This is a genomic window from Halomonas sp. 25-S5, assembly GCF_029889845.1.
GTDB lineage: Bacteria > Pseudomonadota > Gammaproteobacteria > Pseudomonadales > Halomonadaceae > Halomonas.
In genome coordinates this window covers 236732-258506 of sequence record NZ_JARANV010000002.1, presented here as the reverse complement: position 1 = coordinate 258506, position 21775 = coordinate 236732, and the positions used below count along the sequence as shown (strand labels likewise).

Here is a 21775-nt window from a genome sequence, read left to right as displayed (position 1 = left end):
CACACCGCCTCCCCTCCCCAGCGTCCCCTGTCTCTACGAGACCGGTCGATCTCCGCTCGGCGCGTAAGCCGTAAGCCGTAAGCCGTAAGCCGTAAGCCAAGACGCCATCATTGAACCGAAGCTCTCGAGACAAGGTTGGCCCAGATTTTCTTACAGCTTCAAGCTTATGGCTTACCGCTCCGGGCGTAGCCCGGGATCAGTCGCCGGTGGCAATGGGCCGGGCAGGGTCGCGGATCCACTCGCTCCAGGAGCCGGGGTAGAGCCTGGGCAGGGGTCGGCCGGCCACCGCATAGGCGAGGATGGTGTGGCAGGCGGTGACCCCGGAGCCGCAGTAGGCAATCGATGATTCGCCCTCGGGCAGCTCGCTGGCCAGCGTCCCGGCGGGCTTGAAGTGGCCGTCAGCGGTGAGGTTGTCGGCACTGGGCCGGCACACGGCACCGGGGATGTGGCCCGCCACCGGATCGATGGGCTCCACCTCGCCGCGGAAGCGCTCCCTGGCGCGGGCGTCGATGCGGGTCGCCGAGCCCACCAGCAGCTCCCCGGCCGTGACGTGGCTCTGGTCATGGAAGGCCGGCTGCCAGTCGGAGCCTGCCGGCATGGCCTCGGGGTCGCCGTCTTCCCGCAGTTCGCCCCCCGCCGCCAGCCAAGCCCTGAGGCCACCGTCGAGGAGGCGTACGTCGGGATGGTCCGCCCAGCAGGCGAGCATCCACCAGGCCCGCGCCGCCGCGAGCTGGCCGCCCATGTCGTCATAGACCACCACCGGCTGCCCCGGCCTGATCCCCAGCCTCTGGATCACCGCAGTGAAGGCCGCGGGCGTGGGCAGCGGATGCCGGCCGCCCTGCCCCGGCGGCCCGGCCAGGTCACGGTCGAGGTCGAGATGATGGCTGCTCGGCAGGTGGGCCTCCCACCACAGCCGGCGGCCCGCATCGGGCTCGCCCAGGCGGGCACGACAGTCCAGGACCCGAGGCGGGTGGGCACCCTCGAGGGCGTCGGCCAGCGCGGTGGCCGTGATCAGCGGATAGGTCATGCGTTGACTCCCTCAAGCAATTCGATGGGGGCCCGGCGGGCGATCAGGCGGCGCCGACCGGCGTGGTGGAAGCGTACCTCGATCACCGGGTTGTCCGGGTCGCCCTCCACCACGCTGATCCGCCCCTCGCCGAACACTGCATGGCGCAGGAGCTGACCGACCCGGAAGCCCTCGCCCCGGGACTCGGCGGGCCCGTCCTGAGCGGCCGGACACGCCACCACCGGCAGCGAGTGGCCCAGCGAGGCCAGGTAGCGGCGCACCAGGTCGGGCTCGGACACCGGCAGCGGGCCCTGCGCCTCGCCGACCTGAGCGCCGTCCAGCCGGCGGGCTACGCGCTGGCCATCCTCCCAGGCGGACTCGGCGATGAAGCGACTGGGGCGGTGGTCACCGCCGTCATGGAGCAGCACCAGGCGCTCCCGGGCCCGGGTGATGGCCACGTAGAAGAGCCGCCGCTCCTCCTCCAGGCGCCCCGGCGTCAGGGGATTGTCGCGCGTATAGTGGGGAAAGTCCTCCTCGTTGACCCCCGCCACCAGCACCAGCGGCCACTCCAGGCCCTTGGCGCCATGCACGGTGCTGATCAGTACCCCGTCGTCGCGGTTCTCCACCGGTCGGGAGAGCAGCTCGATGAAGGCCGCGGTGTCGTTGCCCAGCTCCCCGGCCTGCTCGACCAGCACGTCGAGCAGGCGCACGTCCTCCTCGCCCTTGTCGCGTCGGGCGGCGGCGCGCTTGAGCACCTTCTCGGCGTCGACCTCGGACACCACGTGCTCGAGCAGACGCGCCGGCGGCCAGCCCGATCGACGGGGCAGCTCGCAGAGCAGCGCCCAGCGCTTCTTGAGGGTGCGTCGCTGGTGGGGCCTGAGCCCATCGAGCAGCGGATCGTGGCGTTCCGGCCAGCGCTGGGTCTCGGCCAGCCGGTTGGCCAGGGCAAGGATCCGCTCCCGGGCCACGAAGGGGGTGGGCTGAGCCAGCAGCATCGCCAGGTGCCCGGGATCCTGGAGCCGGCGGGGCTCGACGGCGAGGCGCAGGTAGCCGGCCAGGGCCTCGACCAGCGGCAGGCGGAAGACGAAGCGATCCTCCCGGGCCAGGCGGAAGGGAATGCCCTCGCGGAGCAGCGCCAGCTGCAGCGGCACCGACAGCGCCCAGCTGCGCACCAGCAGGCAGGCCTCGTCCAGTCCGCGCCCCCCGCGGCGCCAGCCGTCGAGCTCGGCCAGCAGTTCCTGGCTGCCCTGCCCCACGGCCAGGCCGGTGGCGGGGTTGCCCGGCGCGGCCAGGCAGAGCTGGTCGGGACGCCGCCGGTTGGCGGCGATGGCGTGGTTGGCGGCCAGCGCCAGGGCGTGGCCGTGGCGGAAGGTGGTCGAGAGCGGATAGTCACGGGCCGCCCCGAAGGTGGCGGTGAAGTTCTCCAGCATGGTGTCGGGGTGGGCGCCGCGCCACTCGTAGATGCACTGGTTGGCATCGCCCACCGCCATGACCTCGGCATCGCGGCCGGCGAGCAGCGCCAGCAGCCGCTGCTGGGCGGTGTTGATGTCCTGGTACTCGTCGATGACCACGTGGTCGAGGAACCCCTGGACCCGGCCTCGCAGAGCGGCATCCGCCTCCAGCGCCAGCAGCGGACGATAGAGCAGGTCGGCGAAGGTCATCAGCCCCTGGTCGGCCAGCAGCCGCTCGGCATGCTCGAAGGCGGCCACGAAGTGGCCCGTCTCCTCGCCGACGTCGAGCTGGCGGTGGAGTTCGGCCGGCGAGGCCATCTCGGCCTTCACCAGTCCGCAGAAGTGGGCCAGCGCCTCGAGGCGCTCGGCCTCCAGGGCCGTCTCGCGCGCCTCCGGCGCCTCGCCCAGGGCGGCCAGCGTGGCCTGACGCAGCAGCCGCTCGAGCTGCCAGTCGGCGGTGAGCAGCCGACGCTGCGCGAGCGCCCCCCAGCGAGTCAGGCTACCGGTCAGCCGGTGACCGAGGGAGTGGAAGGTGCGCACGTCGGGCAGCGCCTGACCGGCCGGCGCCATCTCGGCCAGGCGGGCCTGGAAGTCTTCCCGGGCCGAGCGGTTGAACATCAGCACCAGGATGCGCGCCGGGGGCACCCCCTGCGCGAGCAGGTGCAGCACCCGAGCGACCATGGTCGTGGTCTTGCCGGCACCGGCCACCGCCGCCACCCGGGCGTGTCCCCGGTCATGGGCGACCACGGCGCGCTGTTCGGGGGTCAGCTCGCGGATCAGCGTCATGGCGGCTCGCCGTCACGCCGCGCCTCGGCGTCCAGCCGCCCCAGGGGGTGCCAGGTGCCATGGCTGGTCAGGCCCAGCTCGAGGCTGCCCTCGCCGAGCTCCCGCGTCTCGGCCTGCTCCACGAGACGATAGTAGACGTTGCGACCCAGCCGGGCATTGAGCCCGAAGCGCACCGCGACCTCCGGCACCATCTCGCCGGCCGGGGTCTCGCTGAGCACCAGCCGATGGGCCTCGCCGAGCGCCAGCCGGTCGCCGACGTTGGTGGTCAGCCACCACTGGCCGTCCCCCTCACGCTCGGCATCCACCACCAGGAAGGGACGGTCCTCGACCCGGATACGCTGCCGCTCGGCCGGTGTCACCAGCACGTAGTCGCCATCGGGTTCGCGGCGCAGGATGGTCGAGAGCAGGCGCACCAGCCTCGGGCGAGCAATCGGCGTACCCTCATGGATCCAGCGCCCGTCGGCGGCGATCGTGAGGTCCATCTCGCCGTGGTGTTCGGGATGCCAGTGATCCACAGGGGGAATCTCGCCTTCGGGATCGACCTGGGCCAGCAGCGGATCGAGCGTCATGGGACGGCCCTCCGGAGGGTACGTTTCCCGAGTCTAGACCAGGCCGGCATGGGACAAGGCCTCGCGCACGTCCGCCGGCGCCTCAGGGGCGGCCGCCCGGAACAGCCGGTAGAAGTTGGCCGTGGTCTGGGCCGCGACCTCCGCGACGCTGATGCCGCGCTCGCCGGCGATGCACTCGGCGACCTCGACCACCCAGGCCGGCTCGTTGGGCTTGCCACGGTGCGGCACCGGGGCCAGGTAGGGGCTGTCGGTCTCGATCAGCAGCCGGTCCAGCGGCAGCCGTCGTGCCAGCTCGCGAAGCGATTCGGCGTTGCGGAAGGTCACGATGCCGGACAGCGAGATATAGAAGCCATGGCGCACCGCCTCGCGGGCCATGTCCAGGTCCTCGGTGAAGCAGTGCAGCACGCCGCCCACCGCCGGGTCGGTATGCTCGCGGATCAGCGCCAGGGTATCGTCGCGGGCCTCGCGGGTATGGATGATCACCGGCAGCTCGAGCTCGCTGGCGGCCACCAGCTGGCGGCGGAATCGCTCGCGCTGCTCCTCGCGGGAGGGCACCCCGTCGGGTGCCTTGTCGGGGTAGTGCTTGCCGAGATAATGATAATCCAGGCCGCACTCGCCGATGGCCACGGCGCCGAAGCGGTCGGCCGCCTCCTTGATCGCCGCGACGCTCGGCGCCTCGGCGACGCGGTGCAACGGATGGATGCCGGCGGAGATCACCACGTCGTCGTGGGCACGACTGATCTCGGCCAGTGCCGGCAGGTCCTCGAGGGTCACGGCGATGGCCAGGAACTGGCGCACGTCCCGGGCCCGGGCGGCGTCGAGGGCGACGGCGAGATCGCCGCCATGGGTCGCGGGGTCGAGACGATCGAGATGGCAGTGGGAGTCGACGAACATGCAGGAATACCGAAGCTAGTGAAGTTGAATGTCGGGTACCGGCACCCTGTGGGAGTGCCCTCTATGGCCTAGGGCGAGAATGGCGGCAGTCGTCATCGCGCAGCAAGCTGCGCTCCCACAGGGGCATGGCGCTCGGCGCTTACAGCGTATAGGTCGGGGCGCCCTTGTCGAGCTGGCCGGCCAGCAGGGTCTCGATGCGATCTCGCACGGCCTGGTCCTCGGCGCTGAAGTGGATACCGATGCCCGGGACCCGACGCCCGGCCACGCCCTCGGGCGAGACCCAGACCACCTGGCCGGTGACCGGCACTCGCTCGGCATCCCCCGGGAGCATCAGTAGCAGGAAGACCTCCTGGCCCAGCTCGTAGCGCTCGCGAGTGGGCACGAAGATGCCGCCGCGCTCCAGCACCGGCATGTAGGCCGAGAGCAGGGTCGGGACCTCCTGGATCGTCAGGGACAGCGCTTTCTGTGCAGCCATGGAGCCTCCTCAGTCAAGGGCGCAACGGGTCAAGAGCGCAGCAGCGTGGACCAGCGGACCAACCAGGCCTCGAGGGCTAGCTGGGGATTGGGGTTGCCCCCCTCGGCCAGCAGGCGACGCTGTTCGCGGGCGTAGTCCAGCAGGCGGAACCAGTCACGTACCCGGGCATTCTTGACCGCCTGGCGATAGAGCACCAACAGGTCGGGGTTGCGCAGCTCGCTGGTGTCGCCCGAGAGCCCCAGGCGGATCAGGTCCTCGAGCCAGGCGATACCGTACCACAGGATGGCGTCGATGGACTGGCGCTCCAGGCGGGCCGCCTCGGCCACCGGCTCGGCGCCCCTGACCAGCGCCTCGAAGGTCTCCAGGAGCTGCTGGCGCAGTGCCCGGGACTGCGGTTCGGCGAGCTCCAGCGCCCGCAGCGGAAGCCCCCCCGCGGCCCGGAACCAGAAGTGGGCCTCCTCCTCGCCGCCCAGGCGCTCGGCCAGCCAGTCCCGGCAGTCGGCCTCGGCCGGCACCGCCAGGCTCCAGTGCTGGCAACGCGAGCGAATGGTGGGCAGCAGCCGCGAGGGAATGTCGGAGAGCAGCACGAACAACGTCCGTCCGCCGGGCTCTTCCAGGCTCTTGAGCAGCGCATTGGACGCCGCCACGTTCATGGCCTCGGCCGGCGAGATCACGATCACGCGGTAGCCGCCCTGCTGGGCGGTCTGGGCGACGAAGGCATTGACCTCGCGGACCGGGCCGATGCGGATCTGCCGCTTGCCCTCCTCCAGGGCCACGCGCAGCAGGTCAGGGTGGTAGCCAGAGGCCAGCATGTGACAGGCATGGCAGCGACCGCAGGCGTGCTCTCCCGGCGAGGCACAGAGGGTGCGTGACACCAGCGCCTCGGCCAGGGACTGCTTGCCGATGCCGTGGGCACCGGAGATCAGCAACGCGTGGGGCAGTCGCCCGGCATCGGCCAGGCGCACCAGTTCCTGCCACCGCGCCTGCAGCCAGGGCAACGGACGGGGGACCTTGACCTCGCTCATGACCAGGCCACCAGCCGCTCGTCCAGCCGCGCCAGCAACTCCGCCTGAACCTCCGCCAGGCCGGCACCGGCAGCAATCACCACCAGGCGGCCGGGATCCGCTTCGGCACGGGCGAGGTAGGCCCGGCGCACCGCCTCGAAGAAGGCGCCGCGCTCACGTTCGAAGCGGTCGCGCTCGCCGCCCTGCCCCTGGAGGCGCCCGTCGAGCCGCTGCTGGGCATCGGCCATGGGCATGTCCAGCAGCAGCGTCAGGTCGGGCGTGAGGCCCTGCTGGACGAAGGCCTCGAGCTCGGCGATGCGGGCCGTCTCGATGCCGCGCCCGCCGCCCTGGTAGGCATAGGTGGCATCGGTGAAGCGGTCGCAGACCACCCAGGCGCCGCGCTCAAGCGCCGGGCGGATCACCCGAGCCAAGTGTTGGGCCCGGGCGGCGAACACCAGCAGCAGCTCGGCATCCGGGTCGAGGGGCTCCTCGCCGGTGGGGTCGAGCAGCAGACGGCGCATCGCCTCGGCCCGCGGCGTGCCGCCGGGCTCGCGGGTGGCCACCACCTCGTGGCCACGGGCCCGCAAGTGGTCGACCACCAGGGCCAGGTTGGTGGACTTGCCCACCCCCTCCCCGCCTTCCAGGGTAATGAAGCGTCCTTTTCCCTGATTGTCATTCCGCTCAAGACTTTCCCGGCGACAGGCCCCGGGGTGCCGGACCATCGAGGAGGCGCTATGAATACCTCCGTGTACGCTACCGACGCCATCCCTGGCGTAGGACCTCCTCTGCGGCCTGTCCCCGGCGTCTCTTGCTGGCCGATCGGTGTCGTTATTGCACATGCCTGCTCCAATCAGCGATTGCGGATATACCGGTTAACGGCGTTGTTGTGCTCGCGCAAGGTACGCGAAAAATGATGGGTGCCGTCGCCTTTGGCGACGAAGTAGAGCGCCTCGCCCTCCTCCGGCTGCACCGCCGCCTCCAGCGCCGCCCGCCCGGGTAGGGCGATCGGCGTGGGCGGCATGCCCTCGATCACGTAGGTGTTGTAGGGCGTGGCCTCGCGCAGATCGGCGCGGGTGATGTTGCCATCGAAGCGCTCCCCCATGCCGTAGATCACGGTGGGATCGGTCTGCAGTCGCATGCCCCGCTCCAGGCGACGCATGAAGACGCCGGCGATCTCGGGGCGCTCCTCGGGCGCTCCGGTCTCGCGCTCGATCAGCGAGGCCATGATCAACGCCTGGTAGGGACTCTCCAGAGGCAGGTCGTCGTCGCGTCCGGCCCAGACCTCGTCGAGGGTGGCCTCCATGCGTTCCAGGGCCTGGCGCAGGATATCCAGGTCGCTGAGCCCCTTGCGATACTGGTAGGTATCCGGGAAGAACCAGCCCTCGGGGTGACGCCCCTCGCGGTCGAGCCGGGCCATCAGCTCCGCGTCGGAGAGGCCCGCGGTGCGGTGCTCCAGCTTCGGCGCGGCATCGAGCAGCTCGCGCATCTGGCGGAAGGTCCAGCCCTCGGGAACGGTCAGCGGATAGCGGACCACCTCGTTGCTGCCCAGCAGGGACAGCAGCTCGCGCCCGTTCATGCCGGGCACCAGGCGGTACTCCCCGGGGCGAAGGCGCGGCAGGGCCTCGGGCTCCAGGCGGGCGAGCAGCCGAAAGACCCAGGCATCAACGAGGATCCCCCGCTCGGCCAGCTCGCTGACCACCCGGTGGTAGCCAGCGCCGTCGGGTACCTCATAGAGGGTCGGCTCCTCCAGGGCGATGGGGGCCTCCAGCCGCGACTGCCAATAGCGATGCCCGGCGAACGCCACCAGGGCCGCCAGGATGGCCAGAACCAGCAGAATCTTCAGCACACGCCCCATGCGGGTCGTCCTCGTTCAGTTGTCAAGCCGTGTCGGATAGCCCAGCGGCGCATGGGCCACCGCCTGCAGGCGGCGATGCACCGCGCCGATGGTCCAGCGCTGCGGGGCCTCTCCCCCGGCCCCATCGAGCCGGGCCACCGGCCAGAGCCCCTGCACCGAGTTGCCGAGCCAGACCGCCTCGGCACTGGCCAGCACCCCGGGGGCAGCATCGACCTCCGCGATGGGCAGGCGCTCGAGCAGCACCGCGCGCAGCGTGCCGGCCACGCCACAGCGGTCCAGGCGCGGCGTCTCGAGCCGCCCCTCGCGCTGCCAGAAGAGGTTCATGCAGGTGGCCTCCACCAGCCGGTCCTCGCTGTCGCAGAGCAGCCCCTCGGCGATGTCGGCATCCGCCCACTCGCCCCGCGCCAGCACGTTCTCCAGGCGGTTGAGGTGCTTGAGCCCGGCAAGCACCGGCTGGATGCCCAGCCGCAGGCGACAGTGACGGACCCGCACGCCCGCCTTCCAGCGAGCTGTGTCGGGGACGAAGGGCGACAGCTGCCAGCGCAGCCGGGGCGCGGGCGCCGCGGGAGAGGCATAGCCACGCCCGCCGCTGCCCCGGGTCAGCATCAGTTTGAGCACCGCCAGGCCCGGTGGCGCATCAATCAGCGGGGCGGCGAGCCGATGCTCCGCCGGCATGGGCAAGCCCAGCACCTGACAGCCGCGCGCCAAGCGCGCCAGGTGGGCCTCCCACAGCCGCGGCGCACCGTCACGCACCAGCACGGTCTCGAAGAGACCATCCCCATAGGCAACGCCGCGATCGTCCAGCGGCCAGCCCCCGGCTCCCACCTGGCGCGCCTCCGGCCTCACACCTTGACGAAGACCAGGGTGCCGTTGGTGCCGCCGAAGCCGAAGGAGTTCGACAGGCTGACGTCGACCTTCATCTCGCGAGCCGTGTGGGGCACGTAATCGAGATTGCAGCCTTCCTGGGGGTTGTCCAGGTTGATGGTCGGCGGTGCCACCTGGTCACGGATGGCCAGCACGCAGAACACCGCCTCGACGGCACCGGCGGCCCCCAGCAGGTGGCCGATCATCGACTTGGTGGAGCTGACGGCCACCGATTTCGCGGCCCCGCCCATCACCTGCTCGACGGCACGACTCTCGGCCAGGTCGCCGGCCGCGGTCGAGGTGCCGTGGGCATTGATGTAGTCGACGGCCGAGGGGTCGATGCCGGCATCGCGGATGGCATTGCGCATGGACCGGGCGGCACCGTGGCCGTCTTCCGGCGGCGCGGTCATGTGGTAGGCATCATCGCTCATGCCGAAGCCGGTGAGCTCGGCATAGAGGGTCGCCCCGCGGGCCTTCGCCTGCTCGTACTCCTCGAGCACCACCACGCCGGCGCCATCGGAGAGCACGAAGCCGTCGCGGTCGCGGTCCCAGGGCCGACTCGCCGCGGCCGGGTCGTCGTTGCGCGTGGAGAGCGCCCGGGCCGCCGAGAAGCCCCCCAGGCCCAGGGGCGTGGTCGCCATCTCGGCGCCGCCGCAGACCATCACGTCGGCATCGCCGTAGGCGATGGTGCGCGCGCTGTAGCCGATATTGTGGGTCCCGGTGGTACAGGCCGTGGTGATGGCGATGTTGGGCCCGCGGAAGCCGTGCTGGATCGCCAGGTTGCCGGAGATCATGTTGATGATCGACCCCGGGACGAAGAAGGGTGAGATCCGCCGCGCCCCGCCCTTGAGCAAGGCATTGTGGTTGTGCTCGATCATCGGCAGGCCACCGATCCCCGAGCCGATGGCCACGCCAATGCGATCGGCATTGCCGTCGTGACACTCGATCCCGGCATCCTGGATCGCCTGGGCACCGGCGGCCATCCCGTACTGGATGAAGAGGTCCATCTTGCGGGCCTCCTTGGGATTGAGGTACGGGCTGATGTCGAAGTCCTTCACCGACCCGCCGAAGCGCGTGTTGAAGGCGCTGACATCGAAGTGTTCGATGGGCGCGACACCGCTCTTGCCGGCCAGGATGCTGGCCCAGCTCTCCTCCACGGTATTCCCCACCGGCGTGACCAGGCCCAGCCCGGTCACCACAACCCTTCTACGAGCCATCAGCTTTCCTCCAGACAACCTTGGTGACACGACCCCGCGGGGCCGTCATTGCGCGCATTATACCCGAGTCTCCCCGACCTGTGCGGGCTCGGCAAGTTCCTGTCGCGCATAGCACGAGAGCCGTCCTGACATGGCAGGACGGCTCTCCACGGGGCACTGGCCCCGGACGCCTCAGCAAGCGGTATCGACCGCCACCTTACTGGTGGGCGTTGACGTAGTCGATGGCTTCCTGAACGGTCGTGATCTTCTCGGCTTCCTCGTCGGGAATCTCGGTGTCGAACTCCTCTTCGAGCGCCATCACCAGCTCGACGGTATCCAGGGAATCGGCGCCGAGGTCCTCGGTGAAGGAAGAGGAGTTCTGGATGTCTTCTTCCTTGACGTTCAGACGCTCGGCCACAACCTTCTTCACGCGCTCTTCGATGGTGCTCATTATGACGTACTCCAGTCGTTCACATTGGCCGTTCGGAAAACCAGCCGTTAAGGATCCAGGTCCGCTAGCCGGAAGCTGCGGGGTAGTTTATAGACGCCCCCGGGTCGGCGCAACCGCCTCCCCCCGGAGGCTTCAACGCATGTTCATGCCACCGTTGACATGCAGGGTCTCGCCGGTGATATAACCCGCCGTGTCGCCGGTCAGGAAGCCCACCGCCGCGGCGATCTCCTCGGGCTCGCCGAGCCGCGCCAGCGGAATCTGGCCGAGCAGCGCCTTGTGCTGCTCCTCCGGCAAGGATTGGGTCATGTCGGTGGCGATGAAACCCGGCGCCACCGCATTGACGGTAATCGCCCGCGAGGCAACCTCACGGGCCAGGGCCCGGGTAAAACCCTCCATGCCCGCCTTGGCGGCGGCATAGTTGGTCTGCCCGAGATTGCCCATGGTGGCCACCACCGAACTGATCGAGACGATGCGGCCGAAACGGGCCCGGGTCATGCCGCGCAGGCAGGCCTTGCCGACGCGATAGACCGACTTGAGGTTGGTGTCGATCACCGAGTCCCACTCGTCTTCCTTCATGCGCATCAACAGGTTGTCGCGCGTGATGCCGGCATTGTTGACCAGGATGGTGGGGGCACCGAACGCCTCGGTGACCGCCTTGACCAACGTATCGACGCTAGCCTGGTCGGTGACGTCCAGCTGGCGACCGGCCCCCTCGATCCCCGCGTCCGCGAGGTCGGCACCGATGCGCTCGGCACCGGCATCGGTGGTGGCGGTACCGATCACGATACGCCCCTGGCGGCCCAGCTCGTGGGCGATGGCACGGCCGATGCCGCGACTGGCCCCGGTGATGAGGGCGACTCTACGCTCGGTTGTCATGGTCTCTCTATCCGTCTACGTCCGGGAGATGGTTCAGCCATTGGCCGACGGCGACTGGCCGACGGCATCCCTGGCCAGCTCGAGGGCCGCGGAGAGGCTGTCCGGGTCATTGACCGCCAGCCCCTTGCTACCTCTGGCGATTCGCTTGTTGAGCCCGGTGAGCACCTTGCCCGGACCGCACTCGATGTACACCTCGGCACCGCGGGCGGTCATCGCCTCGATGCAGGAGGTCCAGCGCACCGGCTGGTAGAGCTGCTCGATCAGCCGGGTGCGCAGGGTCGCCACGTCGGCATGGGCCTGGGCATCGACGTTCTGGAACACCGTGTAGCGCGGCGAGCGCAGCTCGACCTCCTGCATGGCCGCCGCCAGGCGCTCGGCGGCCGGACGCATCAGCTCGCAGTGCGACGGCACCGAGACCGGCAGCGGCATCGCGCGCTTGGCGCCGGCTTCCTGGCAGGCGGCGATGGCGCGCTCCACGGCGGCCTTGCTGCCGGCGATCACCACCTGCCCCGGGGCATTGTAGTTGACGGCAGCGACCACGTCGCCGTCGGCGACCCGGGCACAGGCCTGCTCCACCGCCTCGTCAGCGAGACCGAGAATCGCCGCCATGGCGCCCTCGCCGGCGGGCACGGCCGCCTGCATCGCCTCGCCGCGCAGCTTCACCAGGCGCACGCCCTGGGCGAAGGGCAGCGCCCCGGCACAGACCAGGGCGCTGTACTCGCCCAGGCTGTGGCCGGCCATGGCCCCGGGGCGCGGCCCCTCGAGCTCCTGCCAGACGCGCCAGACCGCCACGCTGGCGGCAAGCAGTGCCGGCTGGGTGCAGGCGGTGGCATTGAGCGCCTCGGCCGGCCCCTCCTGCACCACCTGCCAGAGGTCGTAGCCGAGGGCATCGGCCGCTTCCTCGAAGGTCGTGCGCACCACGCTGTAGCGCTCTGCCAGCTCGCGCAGCATGCCGATCTGCTGGGAGCCCTGCCCGGGAAAGATGAGGGCAAGGGGTTGCGTCATGTCGATCACCTTTGCGCTTGTTGACTGTCGTCGATGCCGGTCGCGTCCGGCATGATCGGCCCGTCGGGCCTGGATCCGCTCTCGGTTCGGCCGCGGACGGCCGAGTCGACAGGGGACCGGCGGTGGTCCAGTTCCGCGGCCAGCCGGCTCGGCAGGTCGCGCCTCACTTCGTTCACCGCCCGTTGCACGGCATAGCGAAAGCCAGTGGCATCGGCACTGCCGTGGCTCTTGATCACGATCCCGGCCAGCCCCAGCAGGCTGGCGCCATTGTAGCGCACGGGATCGAGCTCGCCCTTGAGCCGACGCAGCGCCGGACGGGCGAGCAGCCCCACCAGCCGGCTGCTCCAGTGGGCCTCGAAGGTCGCCTGGACCCGCTCGACCAGCAGCCGCGTCAGGCCCTCGCTGGCCTTGAGCACGGCATTGCCGACGAAACCATCACAGACCACCACGTCGGCGGCGCCAGTGAAGATCCCGTCGCCCTCCACGTACCCCAGGTAGGCGATGTCGGGGTGCCGGCGCAGCCAGGCATCGGCGTCGCGCACGCTGCGCGTGCCCTTGGTGCCCTCGACACCGACATTGAGCAGCGCCACCCGCGGCGCGACGAGGCCGTCGACGTGGCGCGCCATCACCTCCCCCATCAGGGCGAAGTCGACCAGCCGCTCGGCACTGGCCTCCACGTTGGCGCCCAGGTCGAGCAGGTAGCAGCGACCCAGGTCACGGGTGGGAATGGCGGTGCTGATGGCCGGCCGGGGAATCCCCGCCACCGTGCCCAGGGCACGCCGGGCCAGCGCCATCAGCGCCCCGGTGTTGCCGGCGCTGACCCCGGCCACGGCGTCGCCGCCGGCGACGCCGTCGAGCATCCGGGCCATGCTGGTATCGCCCCCGTGACGCAGCGCCTCGCTGGGTCGCTGGGACTGCTGGACAACCGCCGGGGCATCGCTGACCCGCAGACGCGACGCCGCCGCGGCAAGCTGCCGCGGCAGGCGGGCTATCTCGTCTTCCAGCAGCCCGGCGGGGCCGAACAGGCACAGCTCGAGATCAGGATCGGCACTGACGGCCGCGGCGGAGCCCATGACGGCCGGGCGGGGACCGAGGTCCCCGCCCATCGCATCGATGGCGATCCGCACGTCAACGACCCGCCATTATCACCCGGAACGCCGTCGCGTCAGACCTCGACGACCTTGCGGCCACGGTAATAACCATCCGGTGCCACATGGTGGCGCAGATGAGTGGTGCCAGTCTCCTTGTCCTGGGACAGGGCCGTAACGGTGAGGGCGTCGTGGCTGCGACGCATGCCACGCTTGGAACGGGTCTTGCGGTTCTTTTGAACTGCCATGGGTTGTCACTCCAGAGTGAAACGAGGATGTATCAGGGTTTGCCCTTGATCTGCCGCAGCACATCGAAAGGGCTCGCCGGGGTGCTGGCCGACGCATCGGTCGCCTCCCCGCTGTTCAGCTGGTCGCGCGAGACCGAACACTCGGCCTCGTCGTGGTAAACCCCCTGGGGCAGGCTGAGGATGAGTTCATCCTCGACCACCGCCAGCAGATTCAGCTGTTCGTTTTCCACCAGCACCGGCTCATGGGTGCTCGGCAACTCCGCGGCCAGGGCGTCACTGGTGATCATGCCCAGCCGGAAATCGCTCTCGACCTGATGAACCATGGGCTCCAGGCAGCGCCGGCACGGCAGCTGCAGCTCGGCCTTCAGATGGCCACGGATCTCCCGTCGCCCCTGGGGGTCGATGGCGAAATCCAGCCATATCCGGGCATCGCCGGACTGGGCACCGACTTCCTCGGCAAGCCGCGCCATCTCGGCGAGCGCCACCAGGCCTTCCAGGTGTTCGGCACGGGCCACGAGCTTGTAAGGCTCGACCCTACCGGGGAGTCTTGAGGTCAACATAGGCGCGCAATGATAGGCACTCCCCCTGCCTCTGTCAAAAGGCCCGGGGCCCCGCTCGATAGCAGTGCTCGACAGCCTGCTCGACGCTAGGCGCTCTCAAGGTAGCTGATAGCGCAGCGGCGAGTCGGCGCGCGACACCCCCAACCACTCGGCGGCGACCCGGCCGAACTGGCGGGAGATCCGCTCGAGAGGATCCAGGCGCGGCGTGTAGTCGCGCAGGCGCGCCTCGCCGAGCCTGGCGCGGGCCACGCCATCGAGGCTGTCGAGCCGGTCCACCAGCCCCAGCTCGAGGGCCTGCTCGCCGCTCCAGATCAACCCGCTGAACAGCCGCTCGTCGTCGGCCAGTCGGTCGCCGCGCCCCTCGCGCACGTCGTCGATGAACTGGCGGTGGGTGGTGGTCAGCACCGCCTGCCAGAACTCGCGCTGTGCCGGGGCGATGTCCGAGAAGGGGTCGAGGAACGCCTTGTTCTCGCCGGCCGTGAAGACACGACGCTCGACGCCCAGGCGCCCGATGGCCTCCTCGAAGCCGAAACCGGCGTGGATGACCCCAATCGAGCCCACCAGGCTGGCCGGTGCGGCGATGATCTCGTCGGCCGCCGCGGCCACGTAGTAGGCGCCACTGGCGCCGATATCCTCGATCACCGCCAGCACTGGCTTGTCGCCGGACTCGCGCAACCGCATTACCGCCTCGAAGATGCGCTGGGATTGCACGGGGCTGCCGCCAGGGCTGTTGATATGCAGCACCACCGCCTCGGCCTGTTCCGCCTTCCAGGCCCGCTCCAGGCCCTCGATGATGCGCTCGGCGCTGGCCGGCGAATCGCTGTCGATCACTCCCGTGACCTCGACGACGCCGAGGTGCGGCCGAGCAGGCGTCCCGGCGCCCGGGGTGCCCAGGATCCTGTAGAGCGTGACCGACAGCGAGGCCAGGATCAGCAGCGCAAAGAAGAAGCGGAAGAACAGCTTCCAGCGCCGCGAACGTCGCTGCTCCACCAAGACCCCGTCGATCCAGCGGCCCATCATCTCCAGCTGGGCCAGGCGCTGGCGCTCGCGCAGCGTCTCGGCATCCTCGCCGGGCGGCGGCGCCGCGCCAGCTCGCTCCGTCTCGCGCTCGCGGCGCGCCTGTTCCGGGGTCAGCTCCGGTCCGCGGGTCCAGCGATCGTCGCGCTTGTCGTCGTCACTCATGGTCGTCCTGTTCCTTGGTCAGCTAGCCGTGCAGCCAGTCGAAGAGGTCGGGCACCGCCTCGGCGGTGAATACCGGGCGGCTGGCGGCCAGGCGCGCCGGGGCATGCACGCCCCAGGTCACCGCCACCCGGTCCATGCCCAGCGCCCGGGCCATCTCGAGGTCGTATTCGGTATCGCCAATCATCACCGCCTCGCCGACCGCGACATCGAGCTCGACGAGGAGCTCCTCGAGCATCCGAGGATGCGGCTTGGAGAGCGTCTCGTCGGCGGTACGGCTGGCATGGAACCAGCCACCGCTATCACTCTCGCGGAAGATGCGGTCCAGGCCGCGACGACTCTTGCCGGTGGCCACGGCCAGGCGCTGGCCAGCCCTGCCCCGCAGCCCGACCAGCCCGGCCTCGACCCCGGGATAGAAGCGCATGGGGCCGGTATCGCCCTCGACGAAGTGATGGGCATAGCGCGCCCTGAGCAGCTCGCCACGCTCGGCGTCGATGCCGGGACAGAGGCTGGCGATAGCCTCGGGCAGCCCCAGGCCGATGATGTTGCGGACCGCCTCCGCCTCCAGCTCGCCCCAGCCAGCTTCCCGAGACGCCGCCTGCATGCTGGAGACGATCCGCGCGATGGAGTCCATCAGGGTGCCATCCCAGTCGAAGATGGCCAGTCGATAGCGCATGAGGCCTCCGTGTCAGCGGGACTGGCGGGCGCGGGCAAGCGCCGTTTCGAGCTCAGCAGGCAACGGCGCCTTGATCCGCACCGGGCGGCCACTGCTGGGTTCGGGAAAGGTCAGGGCCGCGGCATGCAGGAATAGCCGCGACAGGCCCAGTGTGGCGGATAGCCGCTGGCTCTCGCGGCTGCCGTACTTGTCGTCGCCGAGCAGCGGATGGCCGGCATGGGCCGCATGCACGCGGATCTGGTGGGTCCGCCCGGTGACCGGCTCGGCCTCGATCAGGGTGACCCTCTCGAAGGCCTCGCGCACCGCGAAGCGTGTGCGGGCCACCTTGCCGGCCGCATCGACCCGCACCCGTCGCTCGCCGTTGGCGAGCTCGAAGCGGTCGAGCCGGGCGCTGACGAAGTCGCGTCGTGCCGGCCAGCGCCCGGCCACCAGCGCCAGGTACTGCTTGTCCATCTGGCGCTCCTTGAGCGAGGCGTTGAGCGCCAGCAGCGCCGGGCGCGACTTGGCCAGCAGCAGGCAGCCCGAGGTGTCACGATCCAGGCGATGGACCAGCTCCAGGAAGTCGAGGTCCTCGCGCACCTGGCGCAAGGCCTCGATCAGGCCGATCTTCACCCCGCTGCCGCCATGCACGGCGAGTCCCGAGGGCTTGTTGATCACAAGCCAGTCGCGCCCCTCCAGCAGCACGCTGCCGGCGAGCAAGTTGCGCAGGTTGTCGCTGACCTCGCGGACCGCCTCGCGGGGGCTGAGGCGCAGCGGCGGGATCCGCACCAGGTCGCCCAACGCCAAGCGGGTATCGGCCTTGACCCGCTTCTTGTTCACCCGTACCTCGCCCTTGCGCACGATGCGATAGATGAGCGCCCTGGGCGCCCCCTTCATGCGCGTCAACAGGAAGTTGTCGACCCGCTGGCCGACCTGGCCCTCGGCCACTTCCACCCACTGCACCTCGCGCCCTTCGGCCATGCCGCCACTCCACTGGATACCCGCTCGAAAGGCGCATTCTACCGCAGTGCGAGCCATCCTGCGCCAATTGCTGGCCACCCCCTTTGCTGTTATATTGCCACCTCGCTTCAATGGGTTGTCACGACCCGCCAGAGCGCCTGCACGACAGACACGCAGGCCGGAGCGAAAAGATCAGGCCGCGACGATCCTCGCCAATCCGGGGTCCCGCCGCCGACAAGCAAGCGCTACAACGCCACGCCCGGCTTCGGTCGCGCTCCTTGCAGCACGGCCGAAGATCACGGGATACGTACAACAACGTGCCGATGGCCGGCGTTGGCGAATCGATGAATGCCAGGTGTTGGCGGTGACCGCAGGGCCGGATGGGTGACGTCCCACCGAGACATGTCCTGCCTCCGCCCCGTACTCAACATGATCATGCCGAATCGGAGTCATCGTGCAAGGATGACTCGAGCCGGTCGGGCGCACTACCGCATCCGCGACATGCGCTGAGCACAAGCACGCAGCAACCAGCGGTTCGCCTCCGTCGCTGAACGCCGTCCGGCGCGTCCCTACTTGCGAGACGACATGAAACGGATGCTCATCAATGCGACCCAGCCCGAAGAGCTGCGGGTCGCGCTGGTCGATGGACAACGCCTCTACGACCTGGACATCGAGTCCGGTGCCCGGGAACAGAAGAAAGCCAACATCTACCGCGGCAAGATCACCCGCGTAGAACCCTCCCTCGAAGCCGCCTTCGTCGACTTCGGTGCCGACCGCCACGGCTTCTTGCCCCTCAAGGAGGTGTCCCGCGACTACTTCCTGAAGGAACCCTCGGGCCGCCCCAGCATTAAGGAAGTGCTCAAGGAGGGCCAGGAAGTCATCGTCCAGGTGGACAAGGAGGAGCGCGGCAACAAGGGCGCCGCCCTGACCACCTTCATCAGCCTCGCCGGTCGCTTCCTGGTGCTGATGCCCAACAACCCCCGGGCTGGCGGCATCTCGCGGCGCATCGAGGGCGAGGAGCGCAGCCAGCTCAAGGAGGCCATGAGCCAGCTGACCGTGCCCGACAAGATGGGCCTGATCGTGCGCACGGCCGGTATCGGCCGCTCCCCCGAGGAACTGCAGTGGGACCTGGACTACCTGGTGCAGGTCTGGGAATCGGTCACCGAGGAGGCCGGCAAGCGCCCGGCGCCCTTCCTGATCTACCGCGAATCCAACGTCATCATCCGCGCCATGCGCGACTACCTGCGCCAGGACATCGGCGAGGTGCTGATCGACAGCGAGCAGGTTCACCAGGAGGCGCTGGCCTTCATCCGCCAGGTGATGCCCTCCTACCAGCAGAAGATCAAGCTCTACGTCGACGAGGTCCCGCTCTTCTCGCGCTTCCAGATCGAGTCGCAGATCGAGACCGCCTACGAGCGCGAGGTCAAGCTGCCCTCCGGCGGCTCCACCGTCATCGACCACACCGAGGCGCTGGTCTCCATCGACATCAACTCGGCGCGGGCCACCCGCGGCAGCGACATCGAGGAGACCGCGCTGCAAACCAACCTGGAGGCGGCCGACGAGATCGCCCGCCAGCTGCGCCTGCGCGACATCGGCGGCCTGGTGGTGATCGACTTCATCGACATGAGCCCGGCGCGCAACCAGCGTGAGGTCGAGAACCGCATGCGCGACGCGCTCAAGCTCGACCGCGCCCGGGTGCAGATCGGCCGCATCTCGCGCTTCGGCCTGATGGAGATGTCCCGCCAGCGCCTGCGCCCCTCGCTGGGCGAGACCAGCGGCGTGGTCTGCCCGCGCTGCGACGGCCAGGGCACCATCCGCGACGTGCGCTCCATCTCGCTCTCCATCATGCGCCTGATCGAGGAAGAGGCGATGAAGGAGCGCAGCGCCCAGATCCGCGCCATCCTGCCGGTGCCGGTGGCCACCTACCTGCTCAACGAGAAGCGCGCCGTGCTGGCCGAGATCGAGCGGCGCCAGGGCGTGCGCGTCTTGATGCTGCCCAACCCGGACATGGACACGCCCCACTACGACGTCCAGCGCTTTCGCGACGACCACGTGGACGAGGAAGGCGCCGCGACCCTGTCCAGCTTCGAGCTCTCCACCGACACCGAGGTGGGCCAGGAGCCAGAGGCCGCCTTCGGCAAGCCGGTCCAGCGCGCCGAGGCCGCCGTCAAGACGGTGGTCCACCACGAGCCGGCGCCCGCGTCCCTGCAGCAGGAGGAGGCGCCAGCACCAACGCCGCCCAAGGCAGCGGCCAAGGCAACGCCCAAGGCACCGGCCGCCCCGCCCGTCGCCGAACCCCAGGCCGGCGTGCTGGGTCGCCTGGTCAAGGGCCTGACCAAGCTGCTCGGCAGCGACGAGGCACCTGCCCGTACCGAGCAGAAACCGTCCGCCCGCTCGGGCGAGGCACGCTCTGATCAAGGCGCACACCAGCCCGCCCAGCGCGACGACGAGCGCGGCGGCCGCAACGGCCGCCAGCGTCGCCCGCGCAGCGATGAACGGCGCGGTTCATCACGCCAGGAAGGCGAGCGGGGCGAAAGCAAGCCCGCCGGCACCGAGGGCCGCGGCAGCCGCGGCGGTCGTGCACGCGGCGGTCGCCCGGAAGAGGGCCGCCAGGCACGCTCACAGGAGGCGCCCAAGGATCGTGATGAAAAGCCCCGTGATCAGAAGCCCCGTGACGAGAAGCCCCGTGACGAGAAGCCCCGCGACGACGCCCGCCGCCAGAAAGGCAGTGACAAGCCGGCCGAGATGCCAAGCGAAAAGCGTGCCGAGACGCCGGCAGCCGCCGAGGCCCCGGTGGATGACGGCAAGCCCAAGCGCACTCGCAACAACCCGCGCCAACGCACGCGCAAGCATGCCATCAACCCCAAGGCCGAGGCCGAGCAGCAACGCCTGCAGGCCGAGGTCAAGCCCGAAGCCGAGGCAGTCAAGGACGAGGCCCAGCCGGCTGAAGTGAACGCCGACGCCAAGCCGGCCGAGAAGCCTGCCGAGGCGAAGGCCGACACTGAGGCAGCCAAGCAGCCAAGCGGCCAGGCAGCCAAGGGCGAACCGGCGCCTGCCGAAGCGAAAGCCGAGCCCAAGCCAGAGGCGCCCAAGGCCGAGCAGAAACCGACCGAGCCCGTCGAGGCGAAGGCCGACACCGAGGCAGCCAAGCAGCCAAGTGGCCAGGCAGCCAAGGCCGAACCGGCGCCTGCTGAAGCGAAGGCCGAGCAGAAGCCCGCCGAAGCGAAAGCCGAGCCCAAGGCCGAGCAGAAGCCGGCCGAGAAGCCCGCCGAAGCGAAAGCCGAGCCCAAGGCCGAGCAGAAGCCCGCCGAAGCGAAAGCCGAGCCCAAGGCCGAGCAGAAGCCGGCCGAGAAACCCGCCGAACCGCAGGCTGACGTCCAGTCGGAGGAGAAGGCTGTCGAGAAAGCGAAGGCCGAGGAGAAGACGACGGAGAGCCGCGCCAGCCGCCGTCGCCGCGCTCACAACGACCCGCGGGAGATCCGCCGTCGTGAGCAGGAGGCCAAGGCCCAGGAGGGCAAGCAGGGCTGAGCCCCCGCTTTCCCCCTGCACCAATGACAGCGCCCGCAGCCATGGCTGCGGGCGCTGTCGTGTCAGGGCCGGGAAGAACCGGGCAGAATCAGGCCGGCACGGCCAGACGGGGCTCGCGCTCCAGCGTCACGCTGAAACGTTCGCGCACGGTGTCGGCCACCCGCCCGGCAAAGTCGATCAGTTCCGCCGCATTGCCTCCACCGAAGTGCACCAGCACCAGCGCCTGGCGCTCATGCACGCCGAAATGGCCCTGTCGCCAGCCCTTGAGGCCGCAGTGGTCGATCAGCCAGCCGGCCGCCAGCTTCACGCGCCCGTCGGGCTGGGGGAAGTGCGGCAGCGTCGGATGGTCGTCGACTAGCCGCCGGGCCAGGTCGGCCGCCACCAGGGGGTTCTTGAAGAAGCTCCCGGCATTGCCCAGCAGGGCCGGGTCGGGCAGCTTCTCGCGGCGGATCGCGCAGACCGCCTCGGCCACCTCCCGCGCCGAGGGCTCGGCACCGACCCGGCCGGCCAGGTCACCGTAGCCGAGCCGGGGACTCGGTGTGCGCGACAGGCGCAGCACCAGCCGGGTGATCACCACGCGCCCGTCCAGGGCGCCCTTGAAGACGCTGTCGCGATAGCCGAAGGCACACGCCGCCGGCGAGAGTACCGCCTCGCGGCCATCGTCGAGATGGACCAGATGCACTGCCTCGATGAGATCACTGAGTTCCACGCCATAGGCGCCGATGTTCTGGATTGGCGCGGCCCCGCAGTGCCCGGGAATAAGCGCCAGATTCTCGATGCCCCACAGGCCCCTGGCGGCCAGCGCCATGACCAGCTCGTGCCACACCACCGCGGCCTCGGCATGGACGAGGACGCTGTCGCCTTCGCCCTCCTCCAGCCACCAGTCGCACATGGCGGGCCGCACCACCAGGCCCGGGAGCCATGCCGGCAGGATCAGGTTGCTGCCGCCACCCAGCAGGGTCAGCGGCCAGCCCTCGTGATGGGCCAGGTCCAGCGCCTCACGCAGGTCGCCGATGCTTCCGGGTGAGACGAAGCGCTCCGCCCGGCACGGCAGGCCCAGGGTATTGGCCCGGGAGAGGTCGTGAGGGGCCCGAAGCGCCAGGCTCAAGACCCGGGCTCCCGGCG

At 69.9% G+C, this 21775-nt stretch carries 21 protein-coding genes; 1 reads left to right on the top strand and 20 read right to left on the bottom strand.

The genetic code is table 11. The features are described 5' to 3' along the window. Positions 1-196: 196 nt before the first annotated feature. The 19 genes from OP498_RS03220 to OP498_RS03130 all read right to left on the bottom strand — a co-directional run bounded on the left by OP498_RS03220 (position 197) and on the right by OP498_RS03130 (position 17143). The gene (locus OP498_RS03220; protein ID WP_280546760.1) at positions 197-1027 is read right to left on the bottom strand and encodes a sulfurtransferase; all 831 of its coding nucleotides are present in this window, start codon (positions 1025-1027) and stop codon (positions 197-199) included. After that, positions 1024-3243 carry an ATP-dependent helicase gene (locus OP498_RS03215; RefSeq protein ID WP_280552456.1) on the bottom strand — a complete coding sequence of 740 codons (2220 nt, stop codon included), beginning with the start codon at positions 3241-3243 and terminating at the stop codon, positions 1024-1026. Before OP498_RS03215 ends, OP498_RS03220 begins: the two co-directional genes overlap by 4 nt. Then, the gene (locus tag OP498_RS03210; protein ID WP_280552454.1) at positions 3240-3812 is read right to left on the bottom strand and encodes a DUF1285 domain-containing protein; all 573 of its coding nucleotides are present in this window, start codon (positions 3810-3812) and stop codon (positions 3240-3242) included. Before OP498_RS03210 ends, OP498_RS03215 begins: the two co-directional genes overlap by 4 nt. A gap of 33 nt (positions 3813-3845) precedes the next feature. Then, positions 3846-4706, bottom strand: a complete 861-nt coding sequence (locus OP498_RS03205) for a TatD family hydrolase (RefSeq protein ID WP_280552452.1) — start codon at positions 4704-4706, stop codon at positions 3846-3848. A 139-nt stretch (positions 4707-4845) separates the two neighbouring features. Next, positions 4846-5181, bottom strand: coding sequence for a PilZ domain-containing protein (locus OP498_RS03200; RefSeq protein ID WP_280546755.1), 336 nt, complete (start codon positions 5179-5181; stop codon positions 4846-4848). A gap of 29 nt (positions 5182-5210) precedes the next feature. Then, positions 5211-6206, bottom strand: a complete 996-nt coding sequence (locus OP498_RS03195; RefSeq protein ID WP_280552450.1) for a DNA polymerase III subunit delta' — start codon at positions 6204-6206, stop codon at positions 5211-5213. After that, positions 6203-6907 (bottom strand): dTMP kinase, encoded by a 705-nt coding sequence (gene tmk / locus OP498_RS03190; RefSeq protein ID WP_280552448.1) that lies wholly within the window; start codon positions 6905-6907, stop codon positions 6203-6205. The genes OP498_RS03195 and tmk overlap by 4 nt, the downstream gene beginning before the upstream one ends. A gap of 128 nt (positions 6908-7035) precedes the next feature. Continuing rightward, entirely contained in the window at positions 7036-8040 is a 1005-nt protein-coding gene (gene mltG / locus OP498_RS03185) for an endolytic transglycosylase MltG (protein WP_280552446.1), read from the bottom strand. A 15-nt stretch (positions 8041-8055) separates the two neighbouring features. Beyond that, positions 8056-8865: an aminodeoxychorismate lyase gene (gene pabC / locus OP498_RS03180; RefSeq protein ID WP_280552444.1), complete on the bottom strand. Its 810-nt coding sequence runs from the start codon at positions 8863-8865 to the stop codon at positions 8056-8058. Positions 8866-8882: 17 nt separating this feature from the next. Continuing rightward, a complete protein-coding gene (fabF, locus tag OP498_RS03175; RefSeq protein ID WP_280546750.1) occupies positions 8883-10121 on the bottom strand; it encodes a beta-ketoacyl-ACP synthase II in 1239 nt (412 codons plus the stop codon). Positions 10122-10317: 196 nt separating this feature from the next. Next, positions 10318-10551, bottom strand: a complete 234-nt coding sequence (gene acpP, locus OP498_RS03170) for an acyl carrier protein (protein WP_008956801.1) — start codon at positions 10549-10551, stop codon at positions 10318-10320. A 132-nt stretch (positions 10552-10683) separates the two neighbouring features. Then, a complete protein-coding gene (gene fabG, locus OP498_RS03165; RefSeq protein WP_280546749.1) occupies positions 10684-11427 on the bottom strand; it encodes a 3-oxoacyl-ACP reductase FabG in 744 nt (247 codons plus the stop codon). Between the two features lie 33 nt (positions 11428-11460). Further along, positions 11461-12432 carry an ACP S-malonyltransferase gene (fabD, locus tag OP498_RS03160; protein WP_280552443.1) on the bottom strand — a complete coding sequence of 324 codons (972 nt, stop codon included), beginning with the start codon at positions 12430-12432 and terminating at the stop codon, positions 11461-11463. Positions 12433-12437: 5 nt separating this feature from the next. Next, positions 12438-13559 carry a phosphate acyltransferase PlsX gene (gene plsX / locus OP498_RS03155; protein WP_280546747.1) on the bottom strand — a complete coding sequence of 374 codons (1122 nt, stop codon included), beginning with the start codon at positions 13557-13559 and terminating at the stop codon, positions 12438-12440. A 38-nt stretch (positions 13560-13597) separates the two neighbouring features. Next, positions 13598-13768: a 50S ribosomal protein L32 gene (gene rpmF, locus OP498_RS03150; protein ID WP_280546746.1), complete on the bottom strand. Its 171-nt coding sequence runs from the start codon at positions 13766-13768 to the stop codon at positions 13598-13600. Between the two features lie 32 nt (positions 13769-13800). Then, entirely contained in the window at positions 13801-14328 is a 528-nt protein-coding gene (locus OP498_RS03145; RefSeq protein ID WP_280552442.1) for a YceD family protein, read from the bottom strand. 96 nt (positions 14329-14424) lie between these two features. Next, positions 14425-15510 (bottom strand): signal peptide peptidase SppA, encoded by a 1086-nt coding sequence (sppA, locus tag OP498_RS03140; protein WP_280552441.1) that lies wholly within the window; start codon positions 15508-15510, stop codon positions 14425-14427. Between the two features lie 22 nt (positions 15511-15532). After that, positions 15533-16183, bottom strand: a complete 651-nt coding sequence (locus OP498_RS03135; RefSeq protein WP_280546743.1) for an HAD-IA family hydrolase — start codon at positions 16181-16183, stop codon at positions 15533-15535. A gap of 12 nt (positions 16184-16195) precedes the next feature. After that, positions 16196-17143, bottom strand: coding sequence for an RluA family pseudouridine synthase (locus OP498_RS03130; protein WP_280546742.1), 948 nt, complete (start codon positions 17141-17143; stop codon positions 16196-16198). A 564-nt stretch (positions 17144-17707) separates the two neighbouring features. On the opposite strand from OP498_RS03130, the gene rne reads away from it, so the two are divergent. After that, positions 17708-20650, top strand: coding sequence for a ribonuclease E (rne, locus tag OP498_RS03125; RefSeq protein ID WP_280552439.1), 2943 nt, complete (start codon positions 17708-17710; stop codon positions 20648-20650). 88 nt (positions 20651-20738) lie between these two features. On the opposite strand, the gene murB is transcribed toward rne, so the two are convergent. After that, entirely contained in the window at positions 20739-21758 is a 1020-nt protein-coding gene (gene murB, locus OP498_RS03120) for a UDP-N-acetylmuramate dehydrogenase (protein WP_280546740.1), read from the bottom strand. Positions 21759-21775: the final 17 nt, after the last annotated feature.

Bases quoted from the DNA above. Each gene is read 5' to 3' on its own strand.
- OP498_RS03220 (WP_280546760.1), bottom strand. From the start codon at position 1,027: ATGACCTATCCGCTGATCACGGCCACCGCGCTGGCCGACGCCCTCGAG.
- OP498_RS03215 (WP_280552456.1), bottom strand. From the start codon at position 3,243: ATGACGCTGATCCGCGAGCTGACCCCCGAACAGCGCGCCGTGGTCGCC.
- OP498_RS03210 (WP_280552454.1), bottom strand. From the start codon at position 3,812: ATGACGCTCGATCCGCTGCTGGCCCAGGTCGATCCCGAAGGCGAGATT.
- OP498_RS03205 (WP_280552452.1), bottom strand. From the start codon at position 4,706: ATGTTCGTCGACTCCCACTGCCATCTCGATCGTCTCGACCCCGCGACC.
- OP498_RS03200 (WP_280546755.1), bottom strand. From the start codon at position 5,181: ATGGCTGCACAGAAAGCGCTGTCCCTGACGATCCAGGAGGTCCCGACC.
- OP498_RS03195 (WP_280552450.1), bottom strand. From the start codon at position 6,206: ATGAGCGAGGTCAAGGTCCCCCGTCCGTTGCCCTGGCTGCAGGCGCGG.
- tmk (WP_280552448.1), bottom strand. From the start codon at position 6,907: ATGGTCCGGCACCCCGGGGCCTGTCGCCGGGAAAGTCTTGAGCGGAAT.
- mltG (WP_280552446.1), bottom strand. From the start codon at position 8,040: ATGGGGCGTGTGCTGAAGATTCTGCTGGTTCTGGCCATCCTGGCGGCC.
- fabF (WP_280546750.1), bottom strand. From the start codon at position 10,121: ATGGCTCGTAGAAGGGTTGTGGTGACCGGGCTGGGCCTGGTCACGCCG.
- acpP (WP_008956801.1), bottom strand. From the start codon at position 10,551: ATGAGCACCATCGAAGAGCGCGTGAAGAAGGTTGTGGCCGAGCGTCTG.
- fabG (WP_280546749.1), bottom strand. From the start codon at position 11,427: ATGACAACCGAGCGTAGAGTCGCCCTCATCACCGGGGCCAGTCGCGGC.
- fabD (WP_280552443.1), bottom strand. From the start codon at position 12,432: ATGACGCAACCCCTTGCCCTCATCTTTCCCGGGCAGGGCTCCCAGCAG.
- rpmF (WP_280546746.1), bottom strand. From the start codon at position 13,768: ATGGCAGTTCAAAAGAACCGCAAGACCCGTTCCAAGCGTGGCATGCGT.
- OP498_RS03145 (WP_280552442.1), bottom strand. From the start codon at position 14,328: ATGTTGACCTCAAGACTCCCCGGTAGGGTCGAGCCTTACAAGCTCGTG.
- sppA (WP_280552441.1), bottom strand. From the start codon at position 15,510: ATGAGTGACGACGACAAGCGCGACGATCGCTGGACCCGCGGACCGGAG.
- OP498_RS03135 (WP_280546743.1), bottom strand. From the start codon at position 16,183: ATGCGCTATCGACTGGCCATCTTCGACTGGGATGGCACCCTGATGGAC.
- OP498_RS03130 (WP_280546742.1), bottom strand. From the start codon at position 17,143: ATGGCCGAAGGGCGCGAGGTGCAGTGGGTGGAAGTGGCCGAGGGCCAG.
- rne (WP_280552439.1), top strand. From the start codon at position 17,708: ATGAAACGGATGCTCATCAATGCGACCCAGCCCGAAGAGCTGCGGGTC.